Source organism: Flavobacterium hercynium (genome assembly GCF_002217285.1).
GTDB lineage: Bacteria > Bacteroidota > Bacteroidia > Flavobacteriales > Flavobacteriaceae > Flavobacterium > Flavobacterium hercynium.
Genome location: NZ_MUGW01000071.1, coordinates 17,783 through 42,115 on the forward strand (window position 1 = coordinate 17,783; position 24,333 = coordinate 42,115).

The window sequence follows — 24,333 nt, forward strand, 5'->3', positions numbered from 1 at the left end:
TCTGTTTCTAAAATAGTATTAAAGAATTTCTTCGCAAGTAAAAACCTCTTTTAAGCGAACGCCTTTTTCGGTATGCTGAACGGTTATAATTTGATTGTGTGCATCATGCTCCAAAAACAAGTAATAATTTTTATCTGCTGCTGCGTTTAGAAACTTTTCTTTTTCAGGCATTGTCAATAATGGTCTTGTGTCGTAACCCATAACGTAAGGCAATGGAAGATGTCCTGCAGTTGCTAATAAATCGGCACAAAAAACAATGGTTTTATCCTGATATTGAATATGTGGAATCATTTGTTTTTCGGTATGACCATCGACGTAGTAAATTCCAAAGTTTAATTCTTCAGAAAATGCAAAATCACTTTCGGAACGTTTTATAAAATTTAATTGACCGCTTTCCTGCATCGGCAAGATATTTTCAGATAAAAAAGATGCTTTTTCACGTACATTAGGTTTTGTTGCCCATTCCCAATGATTCTCGTTGCTCCAGTATTTAGCATTTTTAAAAGCAGGCTCATAACCTGTTTTGTCTGAATTCCACTGTACACTTCCACCACAATGATCAAAATGCAGATGCGTCATAAAGACATCTGTAATATCATCACGATGAAAACCATATTGAGCCAATGATTTATCTATAGAATGTGATCCCCAAAGTGAATAATATCCAAAAAACTTGTCAGATTGCTTGTCTCCCATTCCAGTGTCAATCAAAATCAACCGATTATTGTCTTCAATCAAAAGGCAACGAGCTGCAATATCAATTAAATTATTAGCGTCGGCAGGATTTGTTTTATTCCAAATGGTTTTGGGCACTACGCCAAACATAGCACCACCATCTAACTTAAAATTTCCTGATTCTATTGGGTAAAGTTTCATACGTTTTATTTATTATCTTAAAACAAAGCTAGGGAATTGGATTTCCTTATGCTAAAATTTCTATTCAAAACTGAATAGCAGCATAGATCACCAAATTTGTTTTCAACGTTAAATTAACTTAAAAATTACCGCATTAGTTTATCAAAATAACTTCTATCTATTTTAACATTTGTTATATTAATCACAACCATTATGGAAAAAGGTTTTTAAGTCGTATCTTTGCAGATAATTTAATTTCAACATTGAAAAACAGCACTTTAAAATGTAATAATTTAATTACTCCCTTTTAGATGCTGCTTTAAAGTGGAAAGAAAAAACAAATCCTAAAAACAATGATAAAAGTTTCTGATACAGCCAAAAAGAAAATCATCGATTTAATGACAGATGATGGTTTTGATGCCGCTAGCGACTATGTAAGGGTAGGCGTAAAAAGTGGTGGTTGCTCTGGTTTGTCTTATGATTTGAAATTTGACAAAACCAAAGGTGACGACGATAAAATATTTGTAGACAACGACATAACAATTGCAGTCGAAAAAAAATCATTCCTTTATTTAGCCGGAACAATTCTTGAATTCTCTGGCGGATTAAACGGAAAAGGGTTTGTTTTCAACAATCCAAATGCAAGTAGAACTTGTGGTTGCGGAGAATCATTCTCACTATAAAACAATTATAATGATGGCAAAGCTAAAGCACCCGAAATTGTGCTTTAGTTTTTAAATCTTTCAATATAAAAAAAATGTCAAAATACACTGAAGACGATTTAAAAATCGAACTCGAGAACAAAGAATACGAATACGGTTTTTATACCAATATAGAATCGGAGACGTTTCCTATTGGCTTAAATGAAGACATTGTTCGTGCAATTTCTCTAAAAAAAGAAGAACCGGAATGGATGACCGAATGGCGTATTGAAGCTTTTCGTGCATGGAAAGAAATGATTGAACCGGAATGGGCAAATGTTCATTATACAAAACCGGATTTTCAGGCTATTTCATACTATTCTGCTCCAAAACAAGTAGATCCAAATAAAACTTTAGACGACGTAGATCCCGAACTTTTAGAAATGTACAAAAAGTTAGGAATCTCTGTAGACGAGCAAAAAATGATGAACAATGTCGCAATGGATATTGTTGTCGATTCTGTTTCTGTAGCTACAACGTTCAAAAAAACACTAGCTGAAAAAGGAATTATTTTCTGTCCAATTTCAGAAGCTATAAAAGAGCATCCTGAGTTGGTTCGTAAATATTTAGGAACTGTTGTACCTCAAAAAGACAACTTTTATGCAGCTCTAAACTCTGCTGTTTTCTCTGACGGAAGTTTTTGTTATATTCCAAAAGGCGTTCGTTGCCCAATGGAACTTTCAACTTACTTTAGAATCAATCAGGCAGGAACAGGACAATTCGAAAGAACTTTGGTTATTGCTGATCAAGGAAGTTATGTTTCTTATTTGGAAGGATGTACAGCTCCAAGCCGTGACGAAAATCAATTGCACGCTGCTGTAGTTGAACTAATCGCTTTAGACGATGCTGAAATTAAATATTCTACCGTTCAAAACTGGTTCCCTGGAAACAAAGAAGGAAAAGGTGGTGTATACAACTTCGTAACAAAGAGAGGTTTATGCGAAACTAACGCAAAAATTTCATGGACTCAGGTAGAAACCGGTTCAGCTGTAACATGGAAATATCCATCTTGTGTATTAAAAGGAGACAATTCAGTAGGAGAATTTTATTCAATTGCTGTTACTAATAATTTCCAACAAGCAGATACAGGAACTAAAATGATCCATTTAGGTAAAAACACTAAATCGACTATTATTTCTAAAGGTATCTCTGCTGGTAAATCACAAAATAGTTACCGAGGATTAGTGCAAATTAGTCCGCGTGCTGACAATGCAAGAAACTTTTCGCAATGTGATTCTCTTTTAATGGGTAATAATTGTGGTGCACATACTTTCCCTTATATCGAAAGTAAAAATCCATCAGCAAAAATAGAACACGAAGCAACTACAAGTAAAATTGGAGAAGATCAGGTTTTCTATTGTAACCAAAGAGGTATTCCAACTGAGAAAGCGATTGCCTTAATTGTAAACGGTTTCAGTAAAGATGTATTGAACAAACTGCCAATGGAATTTGCTGTTGAAGCTCAAAAATTATTAGAGATTTCTTTAGAAGGATCTGTAGGTTAATTTGTAAGATGGAAAATAAAAAAGTAATCATTTTAGGTTCATCCAGAAAAAACGGAAACACAACCCGAATTGTGGATGAAATTTCTAAAGAAACCGAAATAGATGTAATTAATTTAAGTGACTACAATATCTCTTATTATGATTACGAAAGCAAAAACAGAGAAGATGATTTTTTTCCTTTAATAAAAGGGATCATCGAAAATTATGACACGCTGATTTTTGCAACGCCAATATACTGGTATAATATGAGTGGAATCATGAAGGTTTTCTTTGATCGTATCTCGGATTTAATCCGAATTGAAAAAGAAACCGGAAGAAAACTTAGAGGAAAAAAAATTGGCGTGATATCAAATTCACACGACAATCAAATTGAAGATAGTTTTTACATTCCGTTCATAAAATCAGCCGATTATTTAGGCCTGGAATATTTAGGACATTCGCATTTTAATGCCAACATCTTAAACCAAACAACAAAAATAGAATTGACATTTATATAAAATAAAAAAACAATGTTATCAATAAAAAACCTCCACGCCTCAATTGGTGATAAAGAGATCCTAAAAGGAATTAATATAGAAGTTAAAGCGGGTGAAGTTCATGCTATCATGGGACCAAACGGTTCTGGTAAAAGTACCCTTTCGGCTGTAATTGCCGGAAATGAAAACTACGAAGTTACAGACGGAGAAGTTTTCCTTGACGGAGAAGATCTTGCTGATTTAGCTCCTGAAGAAAGAGCACATAAAGGTGTTTTCCTTTCATTTCAATATCCTGTAGAAATTCCTGGAGTAAGCGTTACCAACTTCATGAAAACAGCAATTAATGAAACACGTAAAGCAAACGGACAGGAAGAAATGCCAGCTAACGAAATGCTAAAAGTTATTCGTGAGAAATCTGAATTATTAGAAATCGATCGTAAATTTTTATCACGTTCTTTAAACGAAGGTTTCTCTGGTGGTGAGAAAAAAAGAAACGAAATTTTTCAGATGGCAATGCTAGAACCAAAATTAGCTATTCTTGATGAAACTGATTCTGGTCTTGATATCGATGCTTTAAGAATTGTTGCTAATGGTGTAAACAAACTAAAAAGCGAGAAAAACGCAATTATCGTTATCACACACTACCAACGTTTGTTAGATTATATCGTTCCGGATTTCGTTCACGTTTTATACAACGGTAGAATCGTAAAATCAGGAGGAAAAGAATTGGCTTACGAACTGGAAGAAAAAGGATACGACTGGATTAAGGCGGAGAACTAAAAAAGTCTGAAAGTCGCAAGTCATAAAGTCAAAAGTTAGAAATCAGAATAAAATAATGGGTAAGTTTAATTCTTTCGAAGAAATTAATTCTTGGAAAAAATCAAGAATCTTTAACAAAAGAATTTATCTGATTACTGAAAATACTAATTTTCAAAAAGACTTTGATTTTGTTAGACAAATAAGACGAGCATCACTTTCCATATCATCAAATATTGCAGAAGGCTTTGAGAGAAACACAGACAAAGAGTTTATTTACTTTTTATATGTAGCAAAAGCATCAGCAGGAGAAGTTAGATCTCAACTGTATTTAGCATTTGATCTGGGATATATTATTAAAGAAGAATTTGAAATACTTTTAGAATCGGTAACAGAAATATCGAAACTTTTAAGTGGTTTTATTAAATACTTAAGTCAAAAGTCATAAAGTATTTTACTTTAGACTTCAACTTTTGAAGTTTGAAAAAATTGTCGACAATCGTCAGTCTTTCGACTTTCGACCTTCGACTTTAAGACAAAAAAAAACAATGGATTTAAAAGAAAAATTAGTATCGTCTTTTATGGCTTTTGAAGAGCGTGTTGATGTGCATTCAGATTTGCATGACATTCGTACAAATGCCTTAAAAAACTTCGAAAATAAAGGTTTTCCAACCAAGAAAGAAGAAGCCTGGAAATATACATCACTAAACGCCATCTTAAAAAATGACTTTACGGTTTTTCCTAAGCAGGAAAATGCAATTGAATTTAATCAGGTAAAAAAATACTTTTTACATGAAATTGACACCTATAAATTAGTTTTTATTGACGGTGTTTTCAGTTCGCATTTGTCTTCTACAACACACGACGGAATCGATGTTTGCTTAATGTCATCGGCATTGACCAAACCAAAATATAAAATGATTATTGACACCTACTTCAATCAAATTGCAAGTAAAGATGAAAGTTTGACTTCGTTGAATACTGCTTTTGCTTCTGAAGGTGCTTTTATCAATATTCCAAAAAAGAAAGTAGCCGATAAACCTATCGAAATCATGTATTTCTCTACAGGAACGGAAGCTGCTTTAATGGTTCAGCCGAGAAACCTAGTAATCATTGGTGAAAACTCGCATGTTCAGATTATTGAGCGTCACCAAAGTTTGAATGAAAATCCTGTTTTAACCAATTCTGTTACAGAGATTTTTGCTCAAAAACGTGCTATTGTTGATTATTACAAAATTCAAAACGACAACAGCGAAGCGAATTTAATAGACAATACTTACGTTTCACAACAACAAGAAAGTCACGCTTCTGTACATACGTTTTCATTTGGAGGAAACCTTACTCGTAACAACTTAAACTTTTATCACTTTGGTGAAAGATTGACAAGTACGCTTAACGGAATCACAATTTTAAATGACAAACAACACGTTGATCATTATACTTTGGTAAATCACGCAACGCCAAATTGCGAGAGTTTTCAAGATTATAAAGGAATTTTCTCTGATCGCTCAACAGGCGTTTTCAACGGAAAAGTTTTGGTAGAAAAAGAAGCTCAAAAAACAAACGCTTTTCAAAAAAGCAATAACATTTTATTGAGTGATAAAGCAACTATCAACGCAAAACCACAATTAGAAATTTTTGCTGATGATGTAAAATGTTCTCACGGTTGTACGGTTGGACAGCTAGATGAAACAGCAATGTTCTACATGCAGTCACGCGGAATTCCTAAAAAAGAAGCTAAAGCTTTATTGATGTACGCATTCTCAAATGCTGTTATCGAAAGCATCAAAATACCGGAATTAAAACAAAGAATTACTAAAATCATTGCCGTGAAATTAGGTGTGAATTTAGGATTTGATTTGTAGTTAAGTTCTACCTAAAAATTAAAAAGTTCGCAAAGGTTTATATTAATCTTTGCGAACTTTTTCTTTTATATCCAATCAATTTTTGTTGAAATTATTTCTTTACCGAAGCAATAACCTCTTTCAAAAACCCATTAAAATCAAATCCCTGATTATCATCACGCAGTCCCATTCTAACAATTACCATATCCATAGATGGAATAATCGCAACCATTTGACCTTGATATCCGCTGCAATAATACATATCGCGAGGAACATCGGGAAACTTCCCTCCTGCATTTAACCAAAATTGAGCTCCATATTTTCCGTCAGAAGTGTTAGTTGGAGTTGCCGTATATTTTACCCAGTTTTCATCGAGAATTTGCTCTCCATTCCAATTTCCTTTATTTAAATATAGCAAACCAAACTTTGACCAATCCCTTGCTGTTGCCCATCCATACGATGAACCTACAAAAGTTCCTGTCATATCCTGTTCCACAATCATAGAATTCATTCCGATCTTGTCGATTACGGCGCTGTACCAAAAATCAAGATATTCCTGGTGGTTTTTAAATTGTCTTTTTAAAATTAGGGATAATAAATTGGTTGTTCCTGACGAATAATTCCAATGCGTGTTAGGCTTAAATTGAGCAGGTTTATCCAATTGTACTTTTCCCATATCTTCTGCCTGAAAAAGCATCTTGGTCGCATCGCAAATTTTACTGTAATTCTCCTCCCATTCCAAACCAGAATTCATGTGTAATAAATCGTTTATGGTAATATTTTTACGATCATCATTTTGCCATTCAGCAATAGGAGCAGGTTTATAAATGTCTATTTTTCCTTGTTTGGCTAAAACTCCAAAAGCAGAACTTGTAATGCTTTTTGTCATAGACCAACCTAGAATTTTACTGTCTTTATTGAAGTTCTTATCATATTGCTCTGCTATCAATTTGTTTTTATACAAAACCACAACAGCACGTGTTCTTTTTCCTATTCCATCTGTTTTGTCAAAAGCATTGTCAACCGCTTTCTTTAATTTAGTGTAATCAACTGTAGAGAACAACGAATCTTTTGGCTCATTATTTCCAAAAGGAAATGGTAAATTATTCTCTGCTTTTGTTCTTTTAGGAAGTAAATAAGGTTTTGAAATATCAAAATCGTCATTGATTAACGTTGCACCTAAACCTTCTCTATAAACCGCTTTTCGTTCTTTTAATCCATACACAGTTGAAGTTGCAAATTTCCCTGCCTCATCGACAGCATTCGATGCCAGATCAATCATTTTAATATCATTGTCCGTTTTTTCAATTAACGCTACAGGGCGATTATCTAAAAAATGCCCAGACGCAACACTCTTTGCAGAGAAACCGGAAATCAAATCTAATTTGGGATACGTCGTAAATCCGAAGTATAAAAATGCAACAACTAAAACAAGAACAAGTAATTTTAGAATTTTTTTCATAGACCTAAAAGTTATTTTTACTGCAAGATAATTAATTTATCCTCACGATATTATAAGGCAATTTAGAATTAAAACCCACATAATTCATGAAAGGGATTTAAATAGTATCAAATCAATATTTAATCAGTCAATTGATGGTACTATAAAAGGAAATTATAGAATAGCAACATAAAACAATTTTGTTTTAGTACTTTTGTAAATAGATTTTTTCTAAATAAGACATGCTAGATATCCAAAAAATAAGATCCGATTTCCCGATACTTTCACAAAAGGTAAATGGAAAACCTTTAATATATTTCGACAATGGTGCTACTTCGCAAAAACCACAAATTGTGATTGATGCCGAAGTAAAATATTATCAGGAAATAAATGCCAACATTCATCGTGGTGTTCACACATTGAGCCAATTAGCGACTGATGCTTACGAGATTTCCCGTGGCAAAGTGCAAGAACATATTAATGCAAAGTTTGCTCATGAAGTACTTTTTACTTCAGGAACAACACACGGAATTAATTTAGTGACCAATGGTTTTGCTTCTATCTTAAAAACAGGTGACGAAGTAATCGTTTCTTCGCTGGAACATCACAGCAATATTGTTCCTTGGCAAATGTTATGTGAAAAAACGGGAGCAACTTTAAAAGTAATTCCAATTAACGAAAACGGAGAATTGATTATAGAAGCTTTTGATGCACTATTATCAGAACGCACTAAAGTTGTAACGGTAAATCATATTTCGAACGCCTTAGGAATTATTAATCCTATAAAATACATTATTGACAAAGCTCATGCTGTTGGTGCTGCTGTTTTAATTGACGGTGCGCAGGCTGTTCCGCATTTAAAACCGGATGTTCAGGATCTAGATTGTGATTTCTACGCCTTTTCAGGACATAAAATGTGTGGTCCAACCGGAACCGGAATTTTATATGGAAAAGAAGCCTGGCTAAATAAATTACCGCCTTATCAAGGTGGAGGTGAAATGATTAAGGAAGTTACTTTCGAGAAAACGACTTATGCTGATTTGCCTCATAAATTTGAAGCCGGAACGCCAAATATTGCAGGGGGAATTGTTTTAGGAACCGCAATTGACTATTTAAACAATGTTGGTTTTGACAATATTCAGCAATACGAAAACGAATTATTAGCACACGCTACAAAACGCTTGTTAGAAATTGAAGGATTAAAAATTTACGGAACCGGAAAAAATAAGGCATCTGTTATTTCGTTTAATATTGATGGAATTCATCCTTACGACATTGGTTCTATTATCGATAAACTGGGAATTGCTGTTCGCACAGGACATCATTGTGCGCAGCCTATTATGAATTTCTTTTGCATCCCGGGAACTATCCGTGCCTCTTTTTCTTTTTATAATACAATAGAAGAAATTGACCAAATGGTTGAAGCGGTGAAAAAAGCACAAACTATGTTAAGCTAAAAAATATCTTATGAAAATATTCTCATTACTGCTTTTAACGATTTTTATTGGATCTGGCTGCTCAAGCCAAAAGAAGACAGATATGTCAGGAACACAAATTGAATATTCAGCTACTTCAAGAGGTTACTACAAAAAAGTAGTTGTTGAAAATCAGACTGCTTCTGTTGTAAACGCTCGAAATGAAGAAGCTGTAACAATCAAAATTGATGAAGCGAAATGGAAAAAAATTGTAGCCGAATTTGAAAAAATAAATCTGGACAGTATTTCAACCCTGAAAGGGCCAACAGAAAAACGTTTTTACGATGGTGCTGCAATTGGAAACTTAAAAGTTATTCAGAATCAGAAAACGTATGAAACGAATGGCTTTGACAATGGATTTCCTCCAAAGAAAATTGAAAAACTGGTCAATTTACTAGTTGATTTTATGAAAGAATAATTATGACAATAAAAGAAATACAAAACGAAATAATAGACGAATTTTCGATGTTCGACGATTGGATGCAACGTTATGAATATATCATTGAATTAGGAAAAAGTCTTCCGTTAATAAAAGAAGAATACAAAACTGACGAAAACCTAATTAAAGGATGTCAGTCAAAAGTATGGTTGCAAGGTGATCAGAACGATGATAAAATTGTTTTTACTGCTGATAGCGATGCTATATTAACAAAAGGAATTATTGCTATTTTGATTCGTACATTCTCTAATCAAAAAGCAACGGATATCTTAAATGCTGACGTTGATTTTATCGATGAAATTGGATTAAAAGAGCATTTATCAGCTACACGTGCCAATGGTTTGGTTTCGATGATTAAAAACATCAAAATGTATGCTTTGGCATTTGACACAAAAAACAAAAATTAAATTATTTAGTATAAAATCTTATAGAAATTATACTCTTTAAATAAAAAAATCTACTCTCACTTTTACAGTGACAAAAACAAAATTATGGCACAAGAAATAGACACAAACGAATTAGGAGAATCTATCGTAAAAATTTTAAAGAGCATTTACGATCCGGAGATTCCTGTTGATATTTATGAATTAGGATTGATTTATGACGTAATGGTTAACACTGATTACGAAGTAAAAATTTTAATGACGCTAACATCTCCAAACTGCCCGGTTGCCGAAAGTTTACCAAGAGAGGTAGAAGAAAAAGTAAAAACAATCGAAAACATTAAAGATGTTGAAGTTGAAATTACTTTCGATCCGCCTTGGAGCAAAGATTTAATGAGCGAAGAAGCAAAATTAGAATTAGGAATGCTTTAATATTTGTTTCAGGTTTAAAGTTTCAGGTTTCGCGAATTGAATCGAAAACTTTACTCAACAGTGAAGCAAACTTGAAACTTTAAACGTGAAACCATTTTTCATCATGGAAGAAATAATCAATAAAGTTGCCAATAGTGCCTTAGAAGTTTTTGATTTAGAAGATTACTATCCGAAAGGAATGCGTGTGCAAATTGATATCGTGCAATGGCTTTTGGAAGGTTTTTTGCTCAGAGAAAAAGACTTTAGAGAACACCTTAAAAATCACGATTGGTCGCAATACCAAGATCAGTATGTTGCTATAAATTGCAGCACAGACGCTATTGTCCCTACCTGGGCTTCTATTTTGGTTGCCGTTCATGTAGCTCCTTACGCCAAAAAAACGGTCAACGGAACGATTGAAGATCTGGATGCCAGTTTATACGAAGGGATTTTAAGTACAATTGACTACACCGCCTATCAAGACAAACCTGTTATCGTAAAGGGCTGTTCCAGAAAACCAGTTCCTATGCGAGCTTATATTTTAGCTGCCGCTTATTTACAGCCATTCGCAAGAAGTATTATGTACGGAGAAGCTTGTTCTGCAGTACCTTTATACAAACAACCCAAGAAATAAGACGTTTTTACCGTTCATTAAAGCGAAACAACTTAATGGTTTTTAGTATATTTGTCTTACAACGATAAATTATACACCATGAAAAATGTAGCGCTATTACTCTTCATTTTATTGAATTTTACTTTTGTAAAAGCACAAAACACTGAAAAAGAACTCATTAAGAACACTGAAAAAGCTGTCAAAATATTAAATGATACTATTGAAGGCGAAGGCTGGAAAACAAAAGGAAATTTATCTCTTTTATTGAATCAATCGAGCTTCAACAACTGGCTTGCGGGTGGAGAAGATAGTTTTTCAGGAACTCTGGGTATCAATTATGACTTCAATTACAAAAGAGATGATTTGACCTGGGACAACAAAATTCTGGCTTCTTATGGTCTTTTACAAACCAAAAACACTGATTTTAGTAAAAAGACTGATGACCGTTTAGAAGTAAATTCTATTCTTGGAAAAAGAGCTTTTGGCCAATGGTATTACTCTTATTTTCTAAATTTCAGAACACAATTCTCAACTGGTTACATCTACGGAAAAGATACTAACGGAAGAGAAATCAGAACAGAAAATACTGCTTTCATGTCTCCGGGATATCTAACAACGGGTCCTGGTATTTACTGGACAAAAGATGAAAACTTAAAAATCAACTTTGCTCCTTTAACTTCAAAACTAACTTTTGTTGATAAAGCTTATACTACAGGATTAAGTCCACTTAATGGTTTACCTTATGTTGACGGTTCTTATTTTGGTGTTGATGCCAATAAATCGATGCGTTATGAATTAGGTTTCTATTCTTCTGTGTACTACAAACTTGCTATTATGACCAATGTAACTGCAGAAAACACTTTGAACCTTTACAGCAACTATTTAGAAGATCCGCAAAATGTAGATATCGATTACTCGTTAAATATTATCATGAAAGTAAACAAGTTTCTATCGGCTAATTTAGCATTTCAGGCTATTTATGATGATAATGCTTATCGTGGCTTTCAGACCAGACAGGTTTTTGGAATGGGAATTAATTTTGGGTTCTAAATCTTAAAACATAAAAAAAATGGCTTTTGAAAATTTTCAAAAGCCATTTTTTTTTATTCCTCTTCTTTTTCGATTGCATCTTTGTAATCAGGATACAAAAACTTATTATATGGGAATCTGGTGATATGAATCTGACGAACTGCTTCGTAGACGATTTCTCGAAATTCCTCAAAATTTTCTTTTTGCGTTGCCGAAATAAACAATGCATTATCTTGTCCTACATTACTCATCCAGGTCTGTTTCCATTCCTCAAGTGTGTAATGTCTTCTGGTTTTTTCGGTAATTAAATCATCCTCATCGATTGTTAAATGCTTGTAGGCGTCAATTTTGTTGAAAACCATAATCGTTGGTTTGTCATTACTTTTGATTTCTAACAATGTTTGATTTACAGACTCGATATGATCTTCAAAATCAGCATGCGAAATATCTACAACGTGCAATAATAAATCGGCTTCGCGTACCTCATCAAGAGTACTTTTAAAGGAATCTACTAATTGTGTTGGCAGCTTACGAATAAATCCTACGGTATCAGAAAGTAAAAAGGGCAGGTTTTTGATCACCACTTTTCGAACTGTTGTGTCTAATGTTGCAAATAATTTATTTTCAACAAAAACATCACTTTTACCAATCGCATTCATCAAAGTCGACTTTCCAACGTTCGTGTACCCAACTAAGGCAACACGCACCATCGCGCCACGATTACTACGCTGAATACTCATTTGTTTATCGATCGTCTTGATTTTATCTTTTAGCAACGAAATACGGTCACGAACAATACGTCTGTCTGTTTCGATCTCTGTTTCACCAGGACCGCGCATTCCAATTCCCCCTTTTTGACGCTCAAGGTGTGTCCATAAACCGGAAAGTCTCGGCAATAAGTATTGACATTGCGCCAATTCTACCTGGGTTCTTGCGTATGAGGTTTCTGCTCTTTGTGCAAAAATGTCCAGAATTAAGTTTGTTCTGTCCAGAATTTTACAATCTATAATTTTGGAAATATTTTTTTGTTGAGATGGCGACAATTCATCATCAAAAATTAAGGTTGATATGTCGTTTTCTTTTACAAAAAGATTAATTTCTTCTATTTTTCCTGTTCCAACAAAAGTCTTTGGATTAGGGCGTTCCATTTTTTGCGAAAAGCGTTTTATAACCTGACCACCGGCCGTAAAGGTTAAAAACTCCAATTCGTCCAGATATTCGTTTAGTTTCTCTTCACTTTGATTTTGAGTTACAATACCAACAATGGCTGTTTTTTCAAAATTTATAACTTCTTTTTCTAACATAGCTTTGAATAAGCGACAAATTTAATGATTTGTGAGACATTAATACTTATAGAATTTTCTTTTTAAGTTTTAATTCACTTTAAAAAAACAAAACCATTTAGAAATTAAGTTCATTAAGGGTTTATTCTCAACGAAGCTCAACTTTTAAATGGTTTAAATTTTAAACTAAAAAATAATGTTTACTCGTAGATAAACGTTTTTTCTGTTTTTACAATTCCGTTTTCTTCCAATTGAGAGCAAGAAATAGGATAGTTTAATTTATTGTATTTGTATTTTTTGCTGATTCCTACCAAAACAGTAGACGAAGGGCTAAAATTTGTTTCGTTATTGTATGATATCGATTCAAATGCAAATTCGTCTTCATGATATGAAATCATTGGTACAATTACTTTATAATTGTCTCCAAATAAGTTTTGAACGATTAAAGCATCTACTGATTTTTTATCATCAAATGTAAAAGTTTTAGAAATCTTATCTCCTACCAATCCTCTATGTCTTACCACATTATCATTGGAATAAGCATATTCGATTTTACCATTAATTTGCTTGTTTTTGTCTCTTGAAGTACGTCTTACAATAATACCGTTTTCAACAATGTACTCAATATCTTCAACGATATTTTGGTGATTGGTACTTTTCTTTGTAATTACTTTTACTCTTGCTCCTTCGTAAGTAAATGTTACCGTTTTAATGATGTAATCATTACCTTCATGATATTTTTTAACTAATTTGGTAATGTTAAAATTTGGGTCATAAGTGTAATTCACCACTTCCTTCCATTCACTTCCTGTTTTTTCTTTAACGGTCATATCTAACAAACCGCTTTTATTGTAAAAAAACTTTTGAATAACATCTGAAGTAGTAATGGTTTGTATTTTTCCATCTTTAAAAACAACAGATTTATTTACAATTTCGCCGTCTTTGTAGTTTTGATAATTTGTCTTAACGATATTAATCTGTTTTAGTCTTACAGGTACATCCTGATCCTGACTTTGTACTAAGCATGATACCATCATCATGATGGCAATAAAATAGGTTCTCATAAAAAAATTCGTTTTATTTGGGATCGCCAAAATACAAACTTTTATTAAAATTTAGTAGTATTTAAGGACATTATTGCACATTTTTGATTTATTCAAGTCAAAACACCATTTTAATTCACTTTATCAAAAAATATCTGTTTCTTTTTGTCAATTTTCTTCCTGAATGTTCAAATACAATGCAGTAATCGTTTAATATAAATTAAAACACTGTATAACAAACAGTTAGTCTTTTATTGTTTCTCACCATTAATTCTAATATCATCAACCATAAAGCTGCCATTTAAAGTTTTGTCTTTTCCGGATCCAATATATTTAAAAGCAATATTAATTTTTCCTGAATAAGAGGATAAATCTATACCGCCGGAACTTATAAACTCTCTCGTTGGAGTTAATAAGGTGGGTAATTTAGCTTCTAATTTTGTCCAATTAGCCTTTTGAAGATTTGCTCCGTCAAAATCAGATGATACATACACTTCCATTGTATTTAATTTCGAATCTATCTTTAAATCATGTTGTGCACTTCTAAAAGACAACATCGTATTTTTATAACCTGTTATATCAATTTTGGGCGAAATCAGCCAGGCGACATTCTCTGCTGCCGTTGTACTGGTGGTATTAAACTCTGCAAAACCATTTCCGGCATAGACCATACTTTTCCACAACTTGGTTGCTTTCTCTACAACATTACTCCAGCCGGGAAGGGCAAAATTTACATTATGGGTAACCGATTGAAAATCTTCTGAAAACAACGGAATGGTTCTGCTTCCTCCCATTTGAACATCCTCTTCTGAGCGTATCACCAATTGATAATCTGAACCATATTTTGTTATTACACCACGAACACTTCCTCTACCTTCTGGAACTACATTATTTGCAAAATCGGAATAGGCGCTTGTTCTAAAAATAATCTGATTTCCTGTTTTATCAATCAGATACCAATTGGTTGAACCTCCAACATTATTTGATTCTTCAAAATAATGGCGACCTAAGGCTGCTTCTGTAAACTGAACTCCTGACAATTCTACCAAAGTATTAATCCTTTCCTCTTTTAATGCTTCTTCAATAGAAATAAATTGTACCAATTTGCTTTCCTCTATTACAGTGCAAGAAGCATTCAGAACATTTTTATAATCATTTTTTGACACTCTTCCTATTGTCGGATTTGCGGCATTACTTACTTGTAAACTCCCTACTCGTAACCCGCCATGATAGATATCGGTAAATTGATTTTTTAGTTTTATGTACACTTTCATGCCTACTTTAAAATCGATATAGGAATTAGAAACATCGACCGCGATGCTAAATCCCGTTGGTACAGTTGTTTCTGTTGCTATTGTCTGAAAAGAAATTGTCTTGAAAAAATTACCTCCTTCATCACTCGACACAACATAAGCTTCGATTATATCATCAAAGCTATACGGTGTAACAACCGCATTGGCTCTTTCTTTGACCCTTTCAACGGTTTGATTAACAACTATAACAGGTTGCGTACATTCTATCTTAGGAATTTGTACCTCACTGCTGCAACTATTAAAAAACAATAGTATCGTTATAAAAAATGAAATTAAAACATTGTTTTTCATGATTGTATCCTTTTAAATTTTATAAACTGACGTTTAGATTTAGGAAATAGGTTCTTCCGTATCCGTAAAAATACTTTGGACCAAAAGCTGGAGTTCCGCTTGAAATATCCTGATTAAGTGCTCTAAAGTTGGCATTTCGGGCTTGTTCAAAACCACCTGTTTTATACGTAACATCAAATACATTATTTACACTTGCGAAAAAACCAATGTATTTACTTTTCGTTCTCCAGGATTTCCCTCCTGTAATATTGAGTAATGAAACAGCATCGAATTTTTCTTGTTTCAGCAATGCTGCTGCACGCTGTTCTGTTGCTTCGGGAAAAATAAGACCACTTACCGGATTTCTATAGAACTGCTCCGTTCTTGCAATAGGAGATACGTCAATGTAGTTATCAGTGAGATAATTAATATTAGCAGCCAGCCACCAATATTTCGGATCTCTGTATTCTAATCCAGATGAGTACGCTTGTTGTGGCATGCCAGGCTGTTTGTAATTCCGGAGATAGGATTTTCCAAAATCAAAAGTCGATTTTGCATCACCACGCGCAGCATTTGCATCATTTGTTATTGAAACATTGGGATCGCTGCTGTAATTGTAATTGCCATAAGCAGCAGCAAAGGTTGCTTTTAAGGTGGAAGTTAATTGATATTCGAAACTAAGTTCTAATCCTGCATTTTTCTTATCTAGCTTTGTCAAGGTCTGACTAACGAAAGCATCTGTACTGGCATAATTTGCGCCTCTGTCAAAAATACCTTCGGCATAGAAAAAGGAAGTTCTGGTAGTATTTTTTATCAGCGCGTAATAAGCTGTAGTTCTGATTTTAAGTTTTGGTGAACGAAAAACATAATTAACATCTGCAGTACTACAATTTTCATTTTCCAGTCCATCGACAATCGTATTATTCAAACGGGAATTAGAAAAAGTATTTCGAAGGGTTGGTGCTCTTGTTTGATACATTCCGTTAAAAAATAACCATTGCTGTCCTGAAACTTTAAAGGTAAAACCGCCTTTGAAACCAAAATTCTCAAACTTTACCAGCTCACTTTTGCCAAGAGAACTATTTGGATAAATTCCATTTTGGTACAATCCTTCTCTTTGATAATTGGTTCGTGAATACGATTCTGCTACAAAAAACTGAACCTTTTTATAATCAAATTTAAACTGAGTAAATGCCTCAGTTGCAGTTGACAGAAAATTAAAATTATAGCCGTAAATATCTCCTGTTTTAACTTGTCTGTTGGGATGCTGCAAATCCGATTGCGATTGATTTCCTCTATAAAATACATCCCGATCTTCAAAATACGCTCCACCCAATAAATCTAAAAGGTATTGAAACTGATGTGATTTTAAAGTTCTAAACGTTATACCGCTATCTAAAGCGATATTATCTGTTAAAACAACATTCAAATTTGTGTTTACAGCAAAGGTTTTATCATCTGTTCGGTCTTCGTATAAAACATAATGACTTTGTGCCGGTTGATAAGCTGTAATTTGTCCGTTAGAATTTGTAGTTGGTGTTTGATTGGTGCGATACATTTCATCCCAGTCAATTTGAGAGTTGGCTAAAAAGAATGCTTCAGTTTTTTGAGCGCTTTCGAAGTCGGGAGCAAAATTTCCCGCAAACTCACCTTTGTCTTTTTCGTAAAGAGAGCTAAAATAACTTGGAAGTTTTCGATAGTAAACAGGATCGGGGCTTTCTGCTTTTTGATAATCAATATTACTATTTCCTATTTTCCCAAACTGATACATTGTTCCGGAATTTAAGGAGGCAATTTCATTTATTTTGTAGTAATGATTAAGCATTAGCAAAGGTTCTTCAACATTTTTTACTCTTGCATTTCGCTTTTTACCGTTTTGAAATCCCCAATACGAATTATAATTTACATTTGTAAACTCTTTGATTTCATTGGTATTAGGTGAATTTTTACCGCGGGAATTTGGCGTATAGAATCCTGTAAAATTTAGGGTATGATTTTCATTTAGTTTCTTTTCAACAGCGATAAAAAAAGAGTTGGCATCAAAATTAGTTCCTTCAAAAAAACCTTCATTTCCAATTCTTTTTCCTGCCGAAATCACATAAGACCAGCCTAAAGAATTCATTCCGGAAGCATACGTTGCAATAGCGCGCCAATTATAAGCTGTATTACTTGCTGAAAACGAAACTTTGCTTCCTTTTCGATAAGTAGAAGCTTGTGTCAAAATTTGCTGCGTTCCTAAAATGCCGCCAAAAGTATAATTTGAAGCAGCGGCACCCATAGAAAATTCCTGATTGCGCAACACATCATTTAAACCTCCCCAATTGCTCCATTGCGGTCGTCCATCATACACTTTATTCATCAGTAAGCCATTGAGCATCATGGTTCCGTTTTCACTATCTAAACCACGAATTCTGAATTTTGCCTGTCCCCAATTGAATGCGGAAGCTTGCATAAAAGCATCTTTTGACGATTGTAAAAGTCCTGAAGTCATTTCAGAAGAACTATTATCATCTGACAAATCACTTTCGGATATCGTAATTAAATTAGCAGCAACCTCATCTAAAAAACGATCTTCCAGTTGTAGTATACCGAGATCAAGCGACTGCCCAGGCTTTGGATTTAGTTTTAAAAGCATGTCTTTGTAACCCTGACTATGCAAAAGCAACAATTGTTCTCCTGCTACTACAAAATGCAGGGTAAAGTTTCCTTTCGATGATGTGAGTTGTGTTATGGCAGTATTTTGAATACTCACTACAACATTTTCAAGAGGGTTTTGCGTTTTGGCATCAACAACAATTCCTGAAATGATTGTTTCCTGTTGAGCAAACACAAAAGTAAAACGCAATAAAATAAAAAAGATCAAGTACTTTTTTTTCATGAAGAACCAATTTTTTGAGAAATAGTTTTAATTATTTCATTCAAAAGATCAAATTGGTTTCAGGAAATGGTTTTCTTCGGTTTCAAAGATAAAATAAAAATACAAAAACGTACTTTTTTTATGTTTTTATTCCGCTGTTGTTCTGATTTTAGAGACCATGAAGGCAATTAAAACACCAAAAATGCCAATAAAAGCAAATGAAAACTGAAGTCCGAAGTTCTCCGCAATATGTCCAATTACCGGAGGCCCCATTAAAAACCCAAGGAAACTAACGCTGGAAACTATCGTTAATGCTTCACCCGGTGGCACTGTTGGATTTTTTCCTGCCATACTATAAACGGTTGGAACAATAGAAGCAACTCCTAAACCAACCATCATAAAAGCAATTGTACACGGAATAATATAAGGTAAAAATACTGCTGTAAATAATCCTGTAGAGATCATAACACCGCTAATTTGCATAACACGTTCGCGACCAAATTTATTAATCATTCCGTCGCCCAAAAATCGTCCGCTTGCCATCATAATCATAAAAGATGTATAACCTAGAATTACTAAAGGTCCCGGTGCTTGTACAACATCTTTAAAATAAACACCGCTCCAGTCAAACATAACGCCTTCGCTCGCCATGCTGCAAAAACCAATTACACCAAGCCATAGCAATGATTTGTCCGGTTTTACAAAAAGCTTTTTCTTTTCTGTACTTTTATTCTTGATTTTTTCTTTGGCTTTGACCAAAAATTTAAAGTTAAAAACAACCATAAGAATTACGACAGCTCCAACAATCAAAAAGTGATGTAGTGGGCTTAAATTCAATGTAAGCATTCCCAATCCTACGAGAGCACCTGTAAATCCGGCAAAACTCCACATCCCGTGAAAAGACGACATTATGGTTTTTCTAAAAAGTACTTCGGTATAAACACCTTGTGTATTGACTGCGATATTAGCTAAGTTTCCAAAAACACCAAACAAAAACAATCCTAATGATAATTGCAAAGCGGTAGTAGCTAATCCTAAGTTGGCTAAACACAATACATACATAATTAGAGAGAAAATCAAGATACGGTGACTTCCAAATTTGGTTACCATTTTGCCTGAAAATGGCATTACAATTAGTTGCCCCATTGGCAATGCAAAGAGTATCGATCCTAAATCTCCTTCTGTTAAATGCAAAGCGGTTTTAATATCCGGAATTCGGCTTGCCCATGTTGCAAAACTCAAACCCATACCAAAATAAAACATACCGACAGCTACGCGAATTCGATTTAAATAAGAGGTTTTTGCTTCTCTAAATACTTTCTTGATTTTTCCTTTGGTTTGGAAAAGTGATAATGGGTTAAAATCGATCAAAGTGTGTACAATTTTGGGTTTGCTATTATAAAAGTAGTAAAAAGCTAATTCATAGACTATAGAATCTAATTTGTTCTCAATTTATAACGTTATATGTTTATAAATTGTCATTAGAATAGTAAGGATTTTAGTCTGTTCCTCTATTTTTTAACACATAGAAATAATGCTTTCTCTTTTGTAAAACTATATTTCTATGTGTTAAAAACAGATTAATATTTTTCTACAAATTAATTACAGTTCGTTGTGCATTACTTGCAATGGCAGCTTCAATAATCTGCATGACTTTTACACCATCTTGTGCTGTAACGGGTTCTGTTTTGTTATTGACAATGGAATCATGTACACCATCAAAAAACGAAAAATAATTTCCCTGAAGAGTTGGTACTTTTTCACGTATTTGCTTTCCGTCGATTTCGGTATGCAAAAGTCCCTGCAATGTTTCCAACTCTGTACCCCAATCTTCCAGATTTGGTTTATTTCCAAGTTTAAGCTCATCTTCTTGAACATCTCCACGTGGCTTAAGAAACGATCCTTTTTTACCATGAATGGTGTAAGCAGGATTGGCTTCGCGAACAAAAAAACCAGCTTTTAAGCGAACTCTGAAATCTTCATAAATCAACAATATATCCATCCAGTCATCTACAAGCGAGTTTTCTCTGGTGTATCGGATATCTCCAAAAATAGATTTTGGCGATCCAAATAAATGTACTGCCTGATCGATTAAGTGAGGTCCAAGATCTTTGACGATTCCCGCTCCATCATTTGCGGTTTCTTTATGTGCTTTTACGCTCAATAACGGATTATACCTATCATAGTGAAATTCAGCTTCGACTAAATCGCCCAAAACTCTGTCTTTTATGATCTTTTGAACTGTTTTAAAATCACTGTCCCATCTTCTGTTCTGAAAAACGGCTAATTTTAATCCTTTTTCCTTTGCAATTGCTGCTAACTCTTCTGCTTCTGCAACGGTTGTTGTAAAAGCTTTTTCAACCACAGCATGTTTTCCTGCTAATAGTACCTTTTTGGCATATTCATAATGTGTTCCTACCGGCGTATTTACAATTACCAGATCAACATCATCTTGCAATAATTCCTCAATCGTTGCATAACTTTTTACGTTTGGATAATCTACCTGAATAAGTTTTTTACTTCTTTCCCAAGATCCTAATAATTCAAATCCTGAATGAATATCTAAAAACGGAGCGTGAAAAACTTTTCCTGACATTCCGTATGATAATAACGCTGTTTTTATTTTTTGCATTTTGTATGATATTTTTACAATTAAGTTCAAACATTTATTTTTTCTAACCATTAAGATATTAAGGTTATTAAGCAGTATAACTTAATTTATCTTAATCTCTTAATGGTACAAATTAAAAAACTTATGTTTTTTTAATTCACCTATATTTATCTCGTTTTAGCTCTTTCGTATTGTTTTGGCCATTGAATATCTTCGTTCAATTCTCTGGCAAAATCCAGCGGAAGATTCGGATTTCTAAGTGATTCTCTGGCAAATAAAACTAAATCCGCTTCTTGATTCTGCAAAATAGCTTCAGCTTGTTGTGCCTCGGTAATTAAACCTACTGCACCGGTTAGAATTGAGGCTTCTTTTTTAACTTTTGCTGCAAAAGGCACCTGATAATTTGGTTTTAAATCAATTTTTTGATGTGATACCAATCCCCCAGACGAAACATCGATTAAATCAACTCCTTTTGCTTTTAAAATAGCCGAAAGTTGTACTGATTCTTCTGGATTCCATCCTCCTTCTGCCCAATCTGTTGCTGAAATTCGAACAAACAAAGGTAAGTCTGAAGGCCATTCTGACTTAACAGCATCCAGAATTTCTAAAGTAAAACGGATTCTGTTTTCAAAACTTCCTCCATATTCATCAGTTCTCGTATTTGTAAGTGGTGATAAAAACTGGTGCAGCAAATAACCGTGTGCTGCATGAACTTCTAAAACCTGAAAACCTGCTTCGACAGCTCTTCTTGTTGCGGCTTTAAAATCTGAAATCACTTTCTGAATTCCGTTTTGATCTAATGCTTCCGGAAGATACGGTTCATTTTCATGATACGGAATAGCACTTGGCGCTACAGTTTGCCAGCCAATATTTGAAATATCTAATTTTTTGTTTCCCAGCCAAGGCGATGAAACGCTTGCTTTTCGTCCTGCATGCGCTAACTGAATTCCTGGAACTACGTTTTGCGAAACGATAAATTCGTTGATGGTTTTTAATTTTTCAATATGTTCGTCTTTCCAGATTCCTAAATCATCAGGAGAAATTCTGGCTTCCGGAGAAACTGCTGTTGCTTCCTGAATGATTAAACCAACTCCTCCGCTGGCACGGCTCCCCAGATGAACCAAATGCCAATCGTTTGCAAATCCATCGTTTGCAGAATATTGACACATAGGAGAAATAACAATTCTGTTTTTTAGTGTAATTTTTTTTATCGTAAGTGGAGAAAATAATAATGAAGCCATAAGGTGTAACTTTTTATGATTTATGCTATCAATTGCGTGCAATAGCATTTAGAAAAGTAAAGTTAAAGCTTCTTTGTAAAAAGAAAAATCGAAACGTTTAATTATTAACAAACATTTAAATCAATAACTCTCTCTCACTTCTATTGTAAAAATAATTCTTTCTCAATCTCTGAAAATTCACTTTTACCAAACTCAAAAAGGTTTTTATTTTTTAGCAGAAAAATTTTATCACAGTCTTTATAGAGAATTTCTAAAATGTGCGACGAAATAAAAATAATACTAGTTTTCGAGAGTTCCCTAATATAATTCATTAATAGATAGTTTGCTTCTAAATCAAGTCCATTGAAGGGTTCGTCTAAAATATAAATTGTAAATTCTTTTTGAAAAACAGCATTGAGATACGTTTTCTTTTTCATCCCTGTAGAAAACTCCCGTATTAACTGATTGTGCGGAATTTCAAATATTTGATCTGATTTATTTATTTTTACATCAAGCAAGTTAGCATAGAAATCATAAAATTCATCTGCAGTAAGTTCTTCATAAATTGAAGGTTCTGTTGGAACCCAGCCCACATTTTGAAGTACCGTTTTCTCTCCATTAACTGAGCAGTTTCCGGTAAACTTCTCTAAATCCAAAATACATTTAAAGAGCGTGGTTTTGCCCTGACCGTTTTTACCAATAACACCATAAATTCCAAATTGATCAATATTAATATTGATGTTTTCTAAAACTAATTTGTCTTTATACTTTTTCTGTTCAATGGTTAATTTTAGCATGTTTTTAATTCATTTATAGTTTTAATGGCTTTTTTGTACATAAAAGGTACCGCTAATAATGGAACTCCAAATAACAGTATACTTGATGCAATAAAAAAGATGAATAGAATTTGCTGTAAAAGATTATTTTTGAAATAAATATATCTAAACATCAGATTTAAAAGAGGAATGATAAATATAAAAACAATAAACAACATTTTCTCCCACATGTATAGAAAACACAATAGTATTAGAATTGGAGACACCAAATAGGCAGTATTAATAACTGAATTTCTAAACTGATACAGTAAATATTTTTCTGCACTAAAAGTATTGTATTTTATTTCTTCTATTTTTTCCCGCTCAAAAGATGGAGTACATGCTATTATACACAAACCTAAAAAAACCGCATACAACAGGTTCTGATTTTTACTGTTTTCTGCCATAAAAACTAAAACAAGTAATAAAGGCAGCATATATATAAGTCTATATTTTCTAAACGAAATATGCCAATAAATATTGAATGTGTTGAATGGGTATTTGATTACTTTCAGATTAAAGCCTGAAAGATTAATTAGAAGCAACTTCACCATCCAAATTGCAATAATAAAAACAAATTCTTTTTTTAATAACAACACCACATAAAACGGAAATGAATAAATAAAGTATTCTGTAAATAGTATGACTTTGTAGTTCTTTTTCATTTTTAAAAGTTCTAAATCTGACCTTTGTAAATGATAAACTAGTATGTCAAGAAAAAGTAAAGGAACATAACTACCTAAAAACTCATAATTTTTATAAAATAAAATTGCACTGACAAAATAGAGAAGTATTATTAAAATCATTGCCAAATAATCACCTTTAGCAACTAATTTTCTAAATCGAATTACAAACAAATAATACAAAATTGTCATCAAATTTTTTTTACAAAAATATAATAATTACAGTTATAAGTTTCAGGTGCAGGATACAAGAATTAGCGGTATAAATCCTCCTTCTATTTCCTGAGCATTCAACTCAACTAAATCTAAT

General features: G+C 33.4%; 23 protein-coding genes. 12 read left to right on the forward strand and 11 right to left on the reverse strand.

Going from position 1 to position 24,333, the window contains the following annotated elements; all coding sequences use genetic code 11:
* Positions 1 to 18: 18 nt before the first annotated feature.
* On the reverse strand, positions 19 to 876 hold the full coding sequence (locus B0A66_RS21430) for an MBL fold metallo-hydrolase (protein WP_089051890.1): 858 nt from the start codon (positions 874 to 876) through the stop codon (positions 19 to 21).
* 332 nt (positions 877 to 1,208) lie between these two features.
* Here B0A66_RS21430 and B0A66_RS21435 point away from each other — a divergent pair, with 332 nt between their 5' ends.
* The 6 genes from B0A66_RS21435 to sufD all read left to right on the forward strand — a co-directional run bounded on the left by B0A66_RS21435 (position 1,209) and on the right by sufD (position 6,158).
* Positions 1,209 to 1,538: a HesB/IscA family protein gene (locus tag B0A66_RS21435; protein WP_089051891.1), complete on the forward strand. Its 330-nt coding sequence runs from the start codon at positions 1,209 to 1,211 to the stop codon at positions 1,536 to 1,538.
* A 74-nt stretch (positions 1,539 to 1,612) separates the two neighbouring features.
* Entirely contained in the window at positions 1,613 to 3,061 is a 1,449-nt protein-coding gene (sufB, locus tag B0A66_RS21440) for a Fe-S cluster assembly protein SufB (RefSeq protein ID WP_089051892.1), read from the forward strand.
* Positions 3,062 to 3,069: 8 nt separating this feature from the next.
* Complete coding sequence (locus tag B0A66_RS21445; protein ID WP_089051893.1) at positions 3,070 to 3,558, forward strand: flavodoxin family protein; 489 nt, start codon at positions 3,070 to 3,072, stop codon at positions 3,556 to 3,558.
* A gap of 12 nt (positions 3,559 to 3,570) precedes the next feature.
* Positions 3,571 to 4,317 (forward strand): Fe-S cluster assembly ATPase SufC, encoded by a 747-nt coding sequence (gene sufC / locus B0A66_RS21450; RefSeq protein WP_017494567.1) that lies wholly within the window; start codon positions 3,571 to 3,573, stop codon positions 4,315 to 4,317.
* 55 nt (positions 4,318 to 4,372) lie between these two features.
* Entirely contained in the window at positions 4,373 to 4,741 is a 369-nt protein-coding gene (locus B0A66_RS21455; RefSeq protein WP_089051894.1) for a four helix bundle protein, read from the forward strand.
* A gap of 100 nt (positions 4,742 to 4,841) precedes the next feature.
* Positions 4,842 to 6,158, forward strand: coding sequence for a Fe-S cluster assembly protein SufD (gene sufD / locus B0A66_RS21460; protein WP_089051913.1), 1,317 nt, complete (start codon positions 4,842 to 4,844; stop codon positions 6,156 to 6,158).
* 91 nt (positions 6,159 to 6,249) lie between these two features.
* Here the strand turns inward: sufD and B0A66_RS21465 are convergent, their stop codons facing one another.
* Positions 6,250 to 7,599, reverse strand: a complete 1,350-nt coding sequence (locus B0A66_RS21465) for a serine hydrolase domain-containing protein (RefSeq protein WP_089051895.1) — start codon at positions 7,597 to 7,599, stop codon at positions 6,250 to 6,252.
* Between the two features lie 221 nt (positions 7,600 to 7,820).
* On the opposite strand from B0A66_RS21465, the gene B0A66_RS21470 reads away from it, so the two are divergent.
* The 6 genes from B0A66_RS21470 (at position 7,821) to B0A66_RS21495 (ending at position 11,949) form a co-directional block, all read left to right on the forward strand.
* On the forward strand, positions 7,821 to 9,035 hold the full coding sequence (locus B0A66_RS21470) for an aminotransferase class V-fold PLP-dependent enzyme (protein WP_089051896.1): 1,215 nt from the start codon (positions 7,821 to 7,823) through the stop codon (positions 9,033 to 9,035).
* Between the two features lie 10 nt (positions 9,036 to 9,045).
* Positions 9,046 to 9,471: a hypothetical protein gene (locus B0A66_RS21475; RefSeq protein WP_089051897.1), complete on the forward strand. Its 426-nt coding sequence runs from the start codon at positions 9,046 to 9,048 to the stop codon at positions 9,469 to 9,471.
* A gap of 2 nt (positions 9,472 to 9,473) precedes the next feature.
* On the forward strand, positions 9,474 to 9,899 hold the full coding sequence (locus B0A66_RS21480; protein WP_089051898.1) for a SufE family protein: 426 nt from the start codon (positions 9,474 to 9,476) through the stop codon (positions 9,897 to 9,899).
* A gap of 84 nt (positions 9,900 to 9,983) precedes the next feature.
* Entirely contained in the window at positions 9,984 to 10,307 is a 324-nt protein-coding gene (locus B0A66_RS21485; RefSeq protein ID WP_089051899.1) for an SUF system Fe-S cluster assembly protein, read from the forward strand.
* 103 nt (positions 10,308 to 10,410) lie between these two features.
* Positions 10,411 to 10,920 carry a DUF2480 family protein gene (locus B0A66_RS21490; RefSeq protein WP_089051900.1) on the forward strand — a complete coding sequence of 170 codons (510 nt, stop codon included), beginning with the start codon at positions 10,411 to 10,413 and terminating at the stop codon, positions 10,918 to 10,920.
* 78 nt (positions 10,921 to 10,998) lie between these two features.
* Complete coding sequence (locus B0A66_RS21495) at positions 10,999 to 11,949, forward strand: DUF3078 domain-containing protein (RefSeq protein ID WP_089051901.1); 951 nt, start codon at positions 10,999 to 11,001, stop codon at positions 11,947 to 11,949.
* Between the two features lie 53 nt (positions 11,950 to 12,002).
* Here the strand turns inward: B0A66_RS21495 and hflX are convergent, their stop codons facing one another.
* The 9 genes from hflX to B0A66_RS21540 all read right to left on the reverse strand — a co-directional run bounded on the left by hflX (position 12,003) and on the right by B0A66_RS21540 (position 24,005).
* Positions 12,003 to 13,232 carry a GTPase HflX gene (gene hflX / locus B0A66_RS21500; RefSeq protein ID WP_089051902.1) on the reverse strand — a complete coding sequence of 410 codons (1,230 nt, stop codon included), beginning with the start codon at positions 13,230 to 13,232 and terminating at the stop codon, positions 12,003 to 12,005.
* A gap of 179 nt (positions 13,233 to 13,411) precedes the next feature.
* Entirely contained in the window at positions 13,412 to 14,275 is an 864-nt protein-coding gene (locus B0A66_RS21505; protein ID WP_089051903.1) for a hypothetical protein, read from the reverse strand.
* A gap of 230 nt (positions 14,276 to 14,505) precedes the next feature.
* Positions 14,506 to 15,858, reverse strand: coding sequence for a DUF5689 domain-containing protein (locus B0A66_RS21510; protein WP_089051904.1), 1,353 nt, complete (start codon positions 15,856 to 15,858; stop codon positions 14,506 to 14,508).
* A 19-nt stretch (positions 15,859 to 15,877) separates the two neighbouring features.
* Positions 15,878 to 18,715 (reverse strand): carboxypeptidase-like regulatory domain-containing protein, encoded by a 2,838-nt coding sequence (locus tag B0A66_RS21515; protein ID WP_089051905.1) that lies wholly within the window; start codon positions 18,713 to 18,715, stop codon positions 15,878 to 15,880.
* A gap of 126 nt (positions 18,716 to 18,841) precedes the next feature.
* Positions 18,842 to 20,065, reverse strand: coding sequence for an MFS transporter (locus tag B0A66_RS21520; protein ID WP_089051906.1), 1,224 nt, complete (start codon positions 20,063 to 20,065; stop codon positions 18,842 to 18,844).
* A 220-nt stretch (positions 20,066 to 20,285) separates the two neighbouring features.
* The gene (locus tag B0A66_RS21525; protein ID WP_089051907.1) at positions 20,286 to 21,326 is read right to left on the reverse strand and encodes a Gfo/Idh/MocA family oxidoreductase; all 1,041 of its coding nucleotides are present in this window, start codon (positions 21,324 to 21,326) and stop codon (positions 20,286 to 20,288) included.
* Between the two features lie 146 nt (positions 21,327 to 21,472).
* Positions 21,473 to 22,546, reverse strand: a complete 1,074-nt coding sequence (locus B0A66_RS21530) for an NADH:flavin oxidoreductase/NADH oxidase (protein ID WP_089051914.1) — start codon at positions 22,544 to 22,546, stop codon at positions 21,473 to 21,475.
* 140 nt (positions 22,547 to 22,686) lie between these two features.
* On the reverse strand, positions 22,687 to 23,322 hold the full coding sequence (locus B0A66_RS21535; protein WP_089051908.1) for an ATP-binding cassette domain-containing protein: 636 nt from the start codon (positions 23,320 to 23,322) through the stop codon (positions 22,687 to 22,689).
* Positions 23,316 to 24,005 (reverse strand): hypothetical protein, encoded by a 690-nt coding sequence (locus B0A66_RS21540; protein ID WP_123868281.1) that lies wholly within the window; start codon positions 24,003 to 24,005, stop codon positions 23,316 to 23,318. The genes B0A66_RS21535 and B0A66_RS21540 overlap by 7 nt, the downstream gene beginning before the upstream one ends.
* Positions 24,006 to 24,333: the final 328 nt, after the last annotated feature.

Excerpts from the sequence above, each read along its gene's own strand:
- B0A66_RS21430 (WP_089051890.1), bottom strand. The coding sequence starts at position 876 with ATGAAACTTTACCCAATAGAATCAGGAAATTTTAAGTTAGATGGTGGT.
- B0A66_RS21435 (WP_089051891.1), top strand. The coding sequence starts at position 1,209 with ATGATAAAAGTTTCTGATACAGCCAAAAAGAAAATCATCGATTTAATG.
- sufB (WP_089051892.1), top strand. The coding sequence starts at position 1,613 with ATGTCAAAATACACTGAAGACGATTTAAAAATCGAACTCGAGAACAAA.
- B0A66_RS21445 (WP_089051893.1), top strand. The coding sequence starts at position 3,070 with ATGGAAAATAAAAAAGTAATCATTTTAGGTTCATCCAGAAAAAACGGA.
- sufC (WP_017494567.1), top strand. The coding sequence starts at position 3,571 with ATGTTATCAATAAAAAACCTCCACGCCTCAATTGGTGATAAAGAGATC.
- B0A66_RS21455 (WP_089051894.1), top strand. The coding sequence starts at position 4,373 with ATGGGTAAGTTTAATTCTTTCGAAGAAATTAATTCTTGGAAAAAATCA.
- sufD (WP_089051913.1), top strand. The coding sequence starts at position 4,842 with ATGGATTTAAAAGAAAAATTAGTATCGTCTTTTATGGCTTTTGAAGAG.
- B0A66_RS21465 (WP_089051895.1), bottom strand. The coding sequence starts at position 7,599 with ATGAAAAAAATTCTAAAATTACTTGTTCTTGTTTTAGTTGTTGCATTT.
- B0A66_RS21470 (WP_089051896.1), top strand. The coding sequence starts at position 7,821 with ATGCTAGATATCCAAAAAATAAGATCCGATTTCCCGATACTTTCACAA.
- B0A66_RS21475 (WP_089051897.1), top strand. The coding sequence starts at position 9,046 with ATGAAAATATTCTCATTACTGCTTTTAACGATTTTTATTGGATCTGGC.
- B0A66_RS21480 (WP_089051898.1), top strand. The coding sequence starts at position 9,474 with ATGACAATAAAAGAAATACAAAACGAAATAATAGACGAATTTTCGATG.
- B0A66_RS21485 (WP_089051899.1), top strand. The coding sequence starts at position 9,984 with ATGGCACAAGAAATAGACACAAACGAATTAGGAGAATCTATCGTAAAA.
- B0A66_RS21490 (WP_089051900.1), top strand. The coding sequence starts at position 10,411 with ATGGAAGAAATAATCAATAAAGTTGCCAATAGTGCCTTAGAAGTTTTT.
- B0A66_RS21495 (WP_089051901.1), top strand. The coding sequence starts at position 10,999 with ATGAAAAATGTAGCGCTATTACTCTTCATTTTATTGAATTTTACTTTT.
- hflX (WP_089051902.1), bottom strand. The coding sequence starts at position 13,232 with ATGTTAGAAAAAGAAGTTATAAATTTTGAAAAAACAGCCATTGTTGGT.
- B0A66_RS21505 (WP_089051903.1), bottom strand. The coding sequence starts at position 14,275 with ATGAGAACCTATTTTATTGCCATCATGATGATGGTATCATGCTTAGTA.
- B0A66_RS21510 (WP_089051904.1), bottom strand. The coding sequence starts at position 15,858 with ATGAAAAACAATGTTTTAATTTCATTTTTTATAACGATACTATTGTTT.
- B0A66_RS21515 (WP_089051905.1), bottom strand. The coding sequence starts at position 18,715 with ATGAAAAAAAAGTACTTGATCTTTTTTATTTTATTGCGTTTTACTTTT.
- B0A66_RS21525 (WP_089051907.1), bottom strand. The coding sequence starts at position 21,326 with ATGCAAAAAATAAAAACAGCGTTATTATCATACGGAATGTCAGGAAAA.
- B0A66_RS21530 (WP_089051914.1), bottom strand. The coding sequence starts at position 22,546 with ATGGCTTCATTATTATTTTCTCCACTTACGATAAAAAAAATTACACTA.
- B0A66_RS21535 (WP_089051908.1), bottom strand. The coding sequence starts at position 23,322 with ATGCTAAAATTAACCATTGAACAGAAAAAGTATAAAGACAAATTAGTT.
- B0A66_RS21540 (WP_123868281.1), bottom strand. The coding sequence starts at position 24,005 with ATGAAAAAGAACTACAAAGTCATACTATTTACAGAATACTTTATTTAT.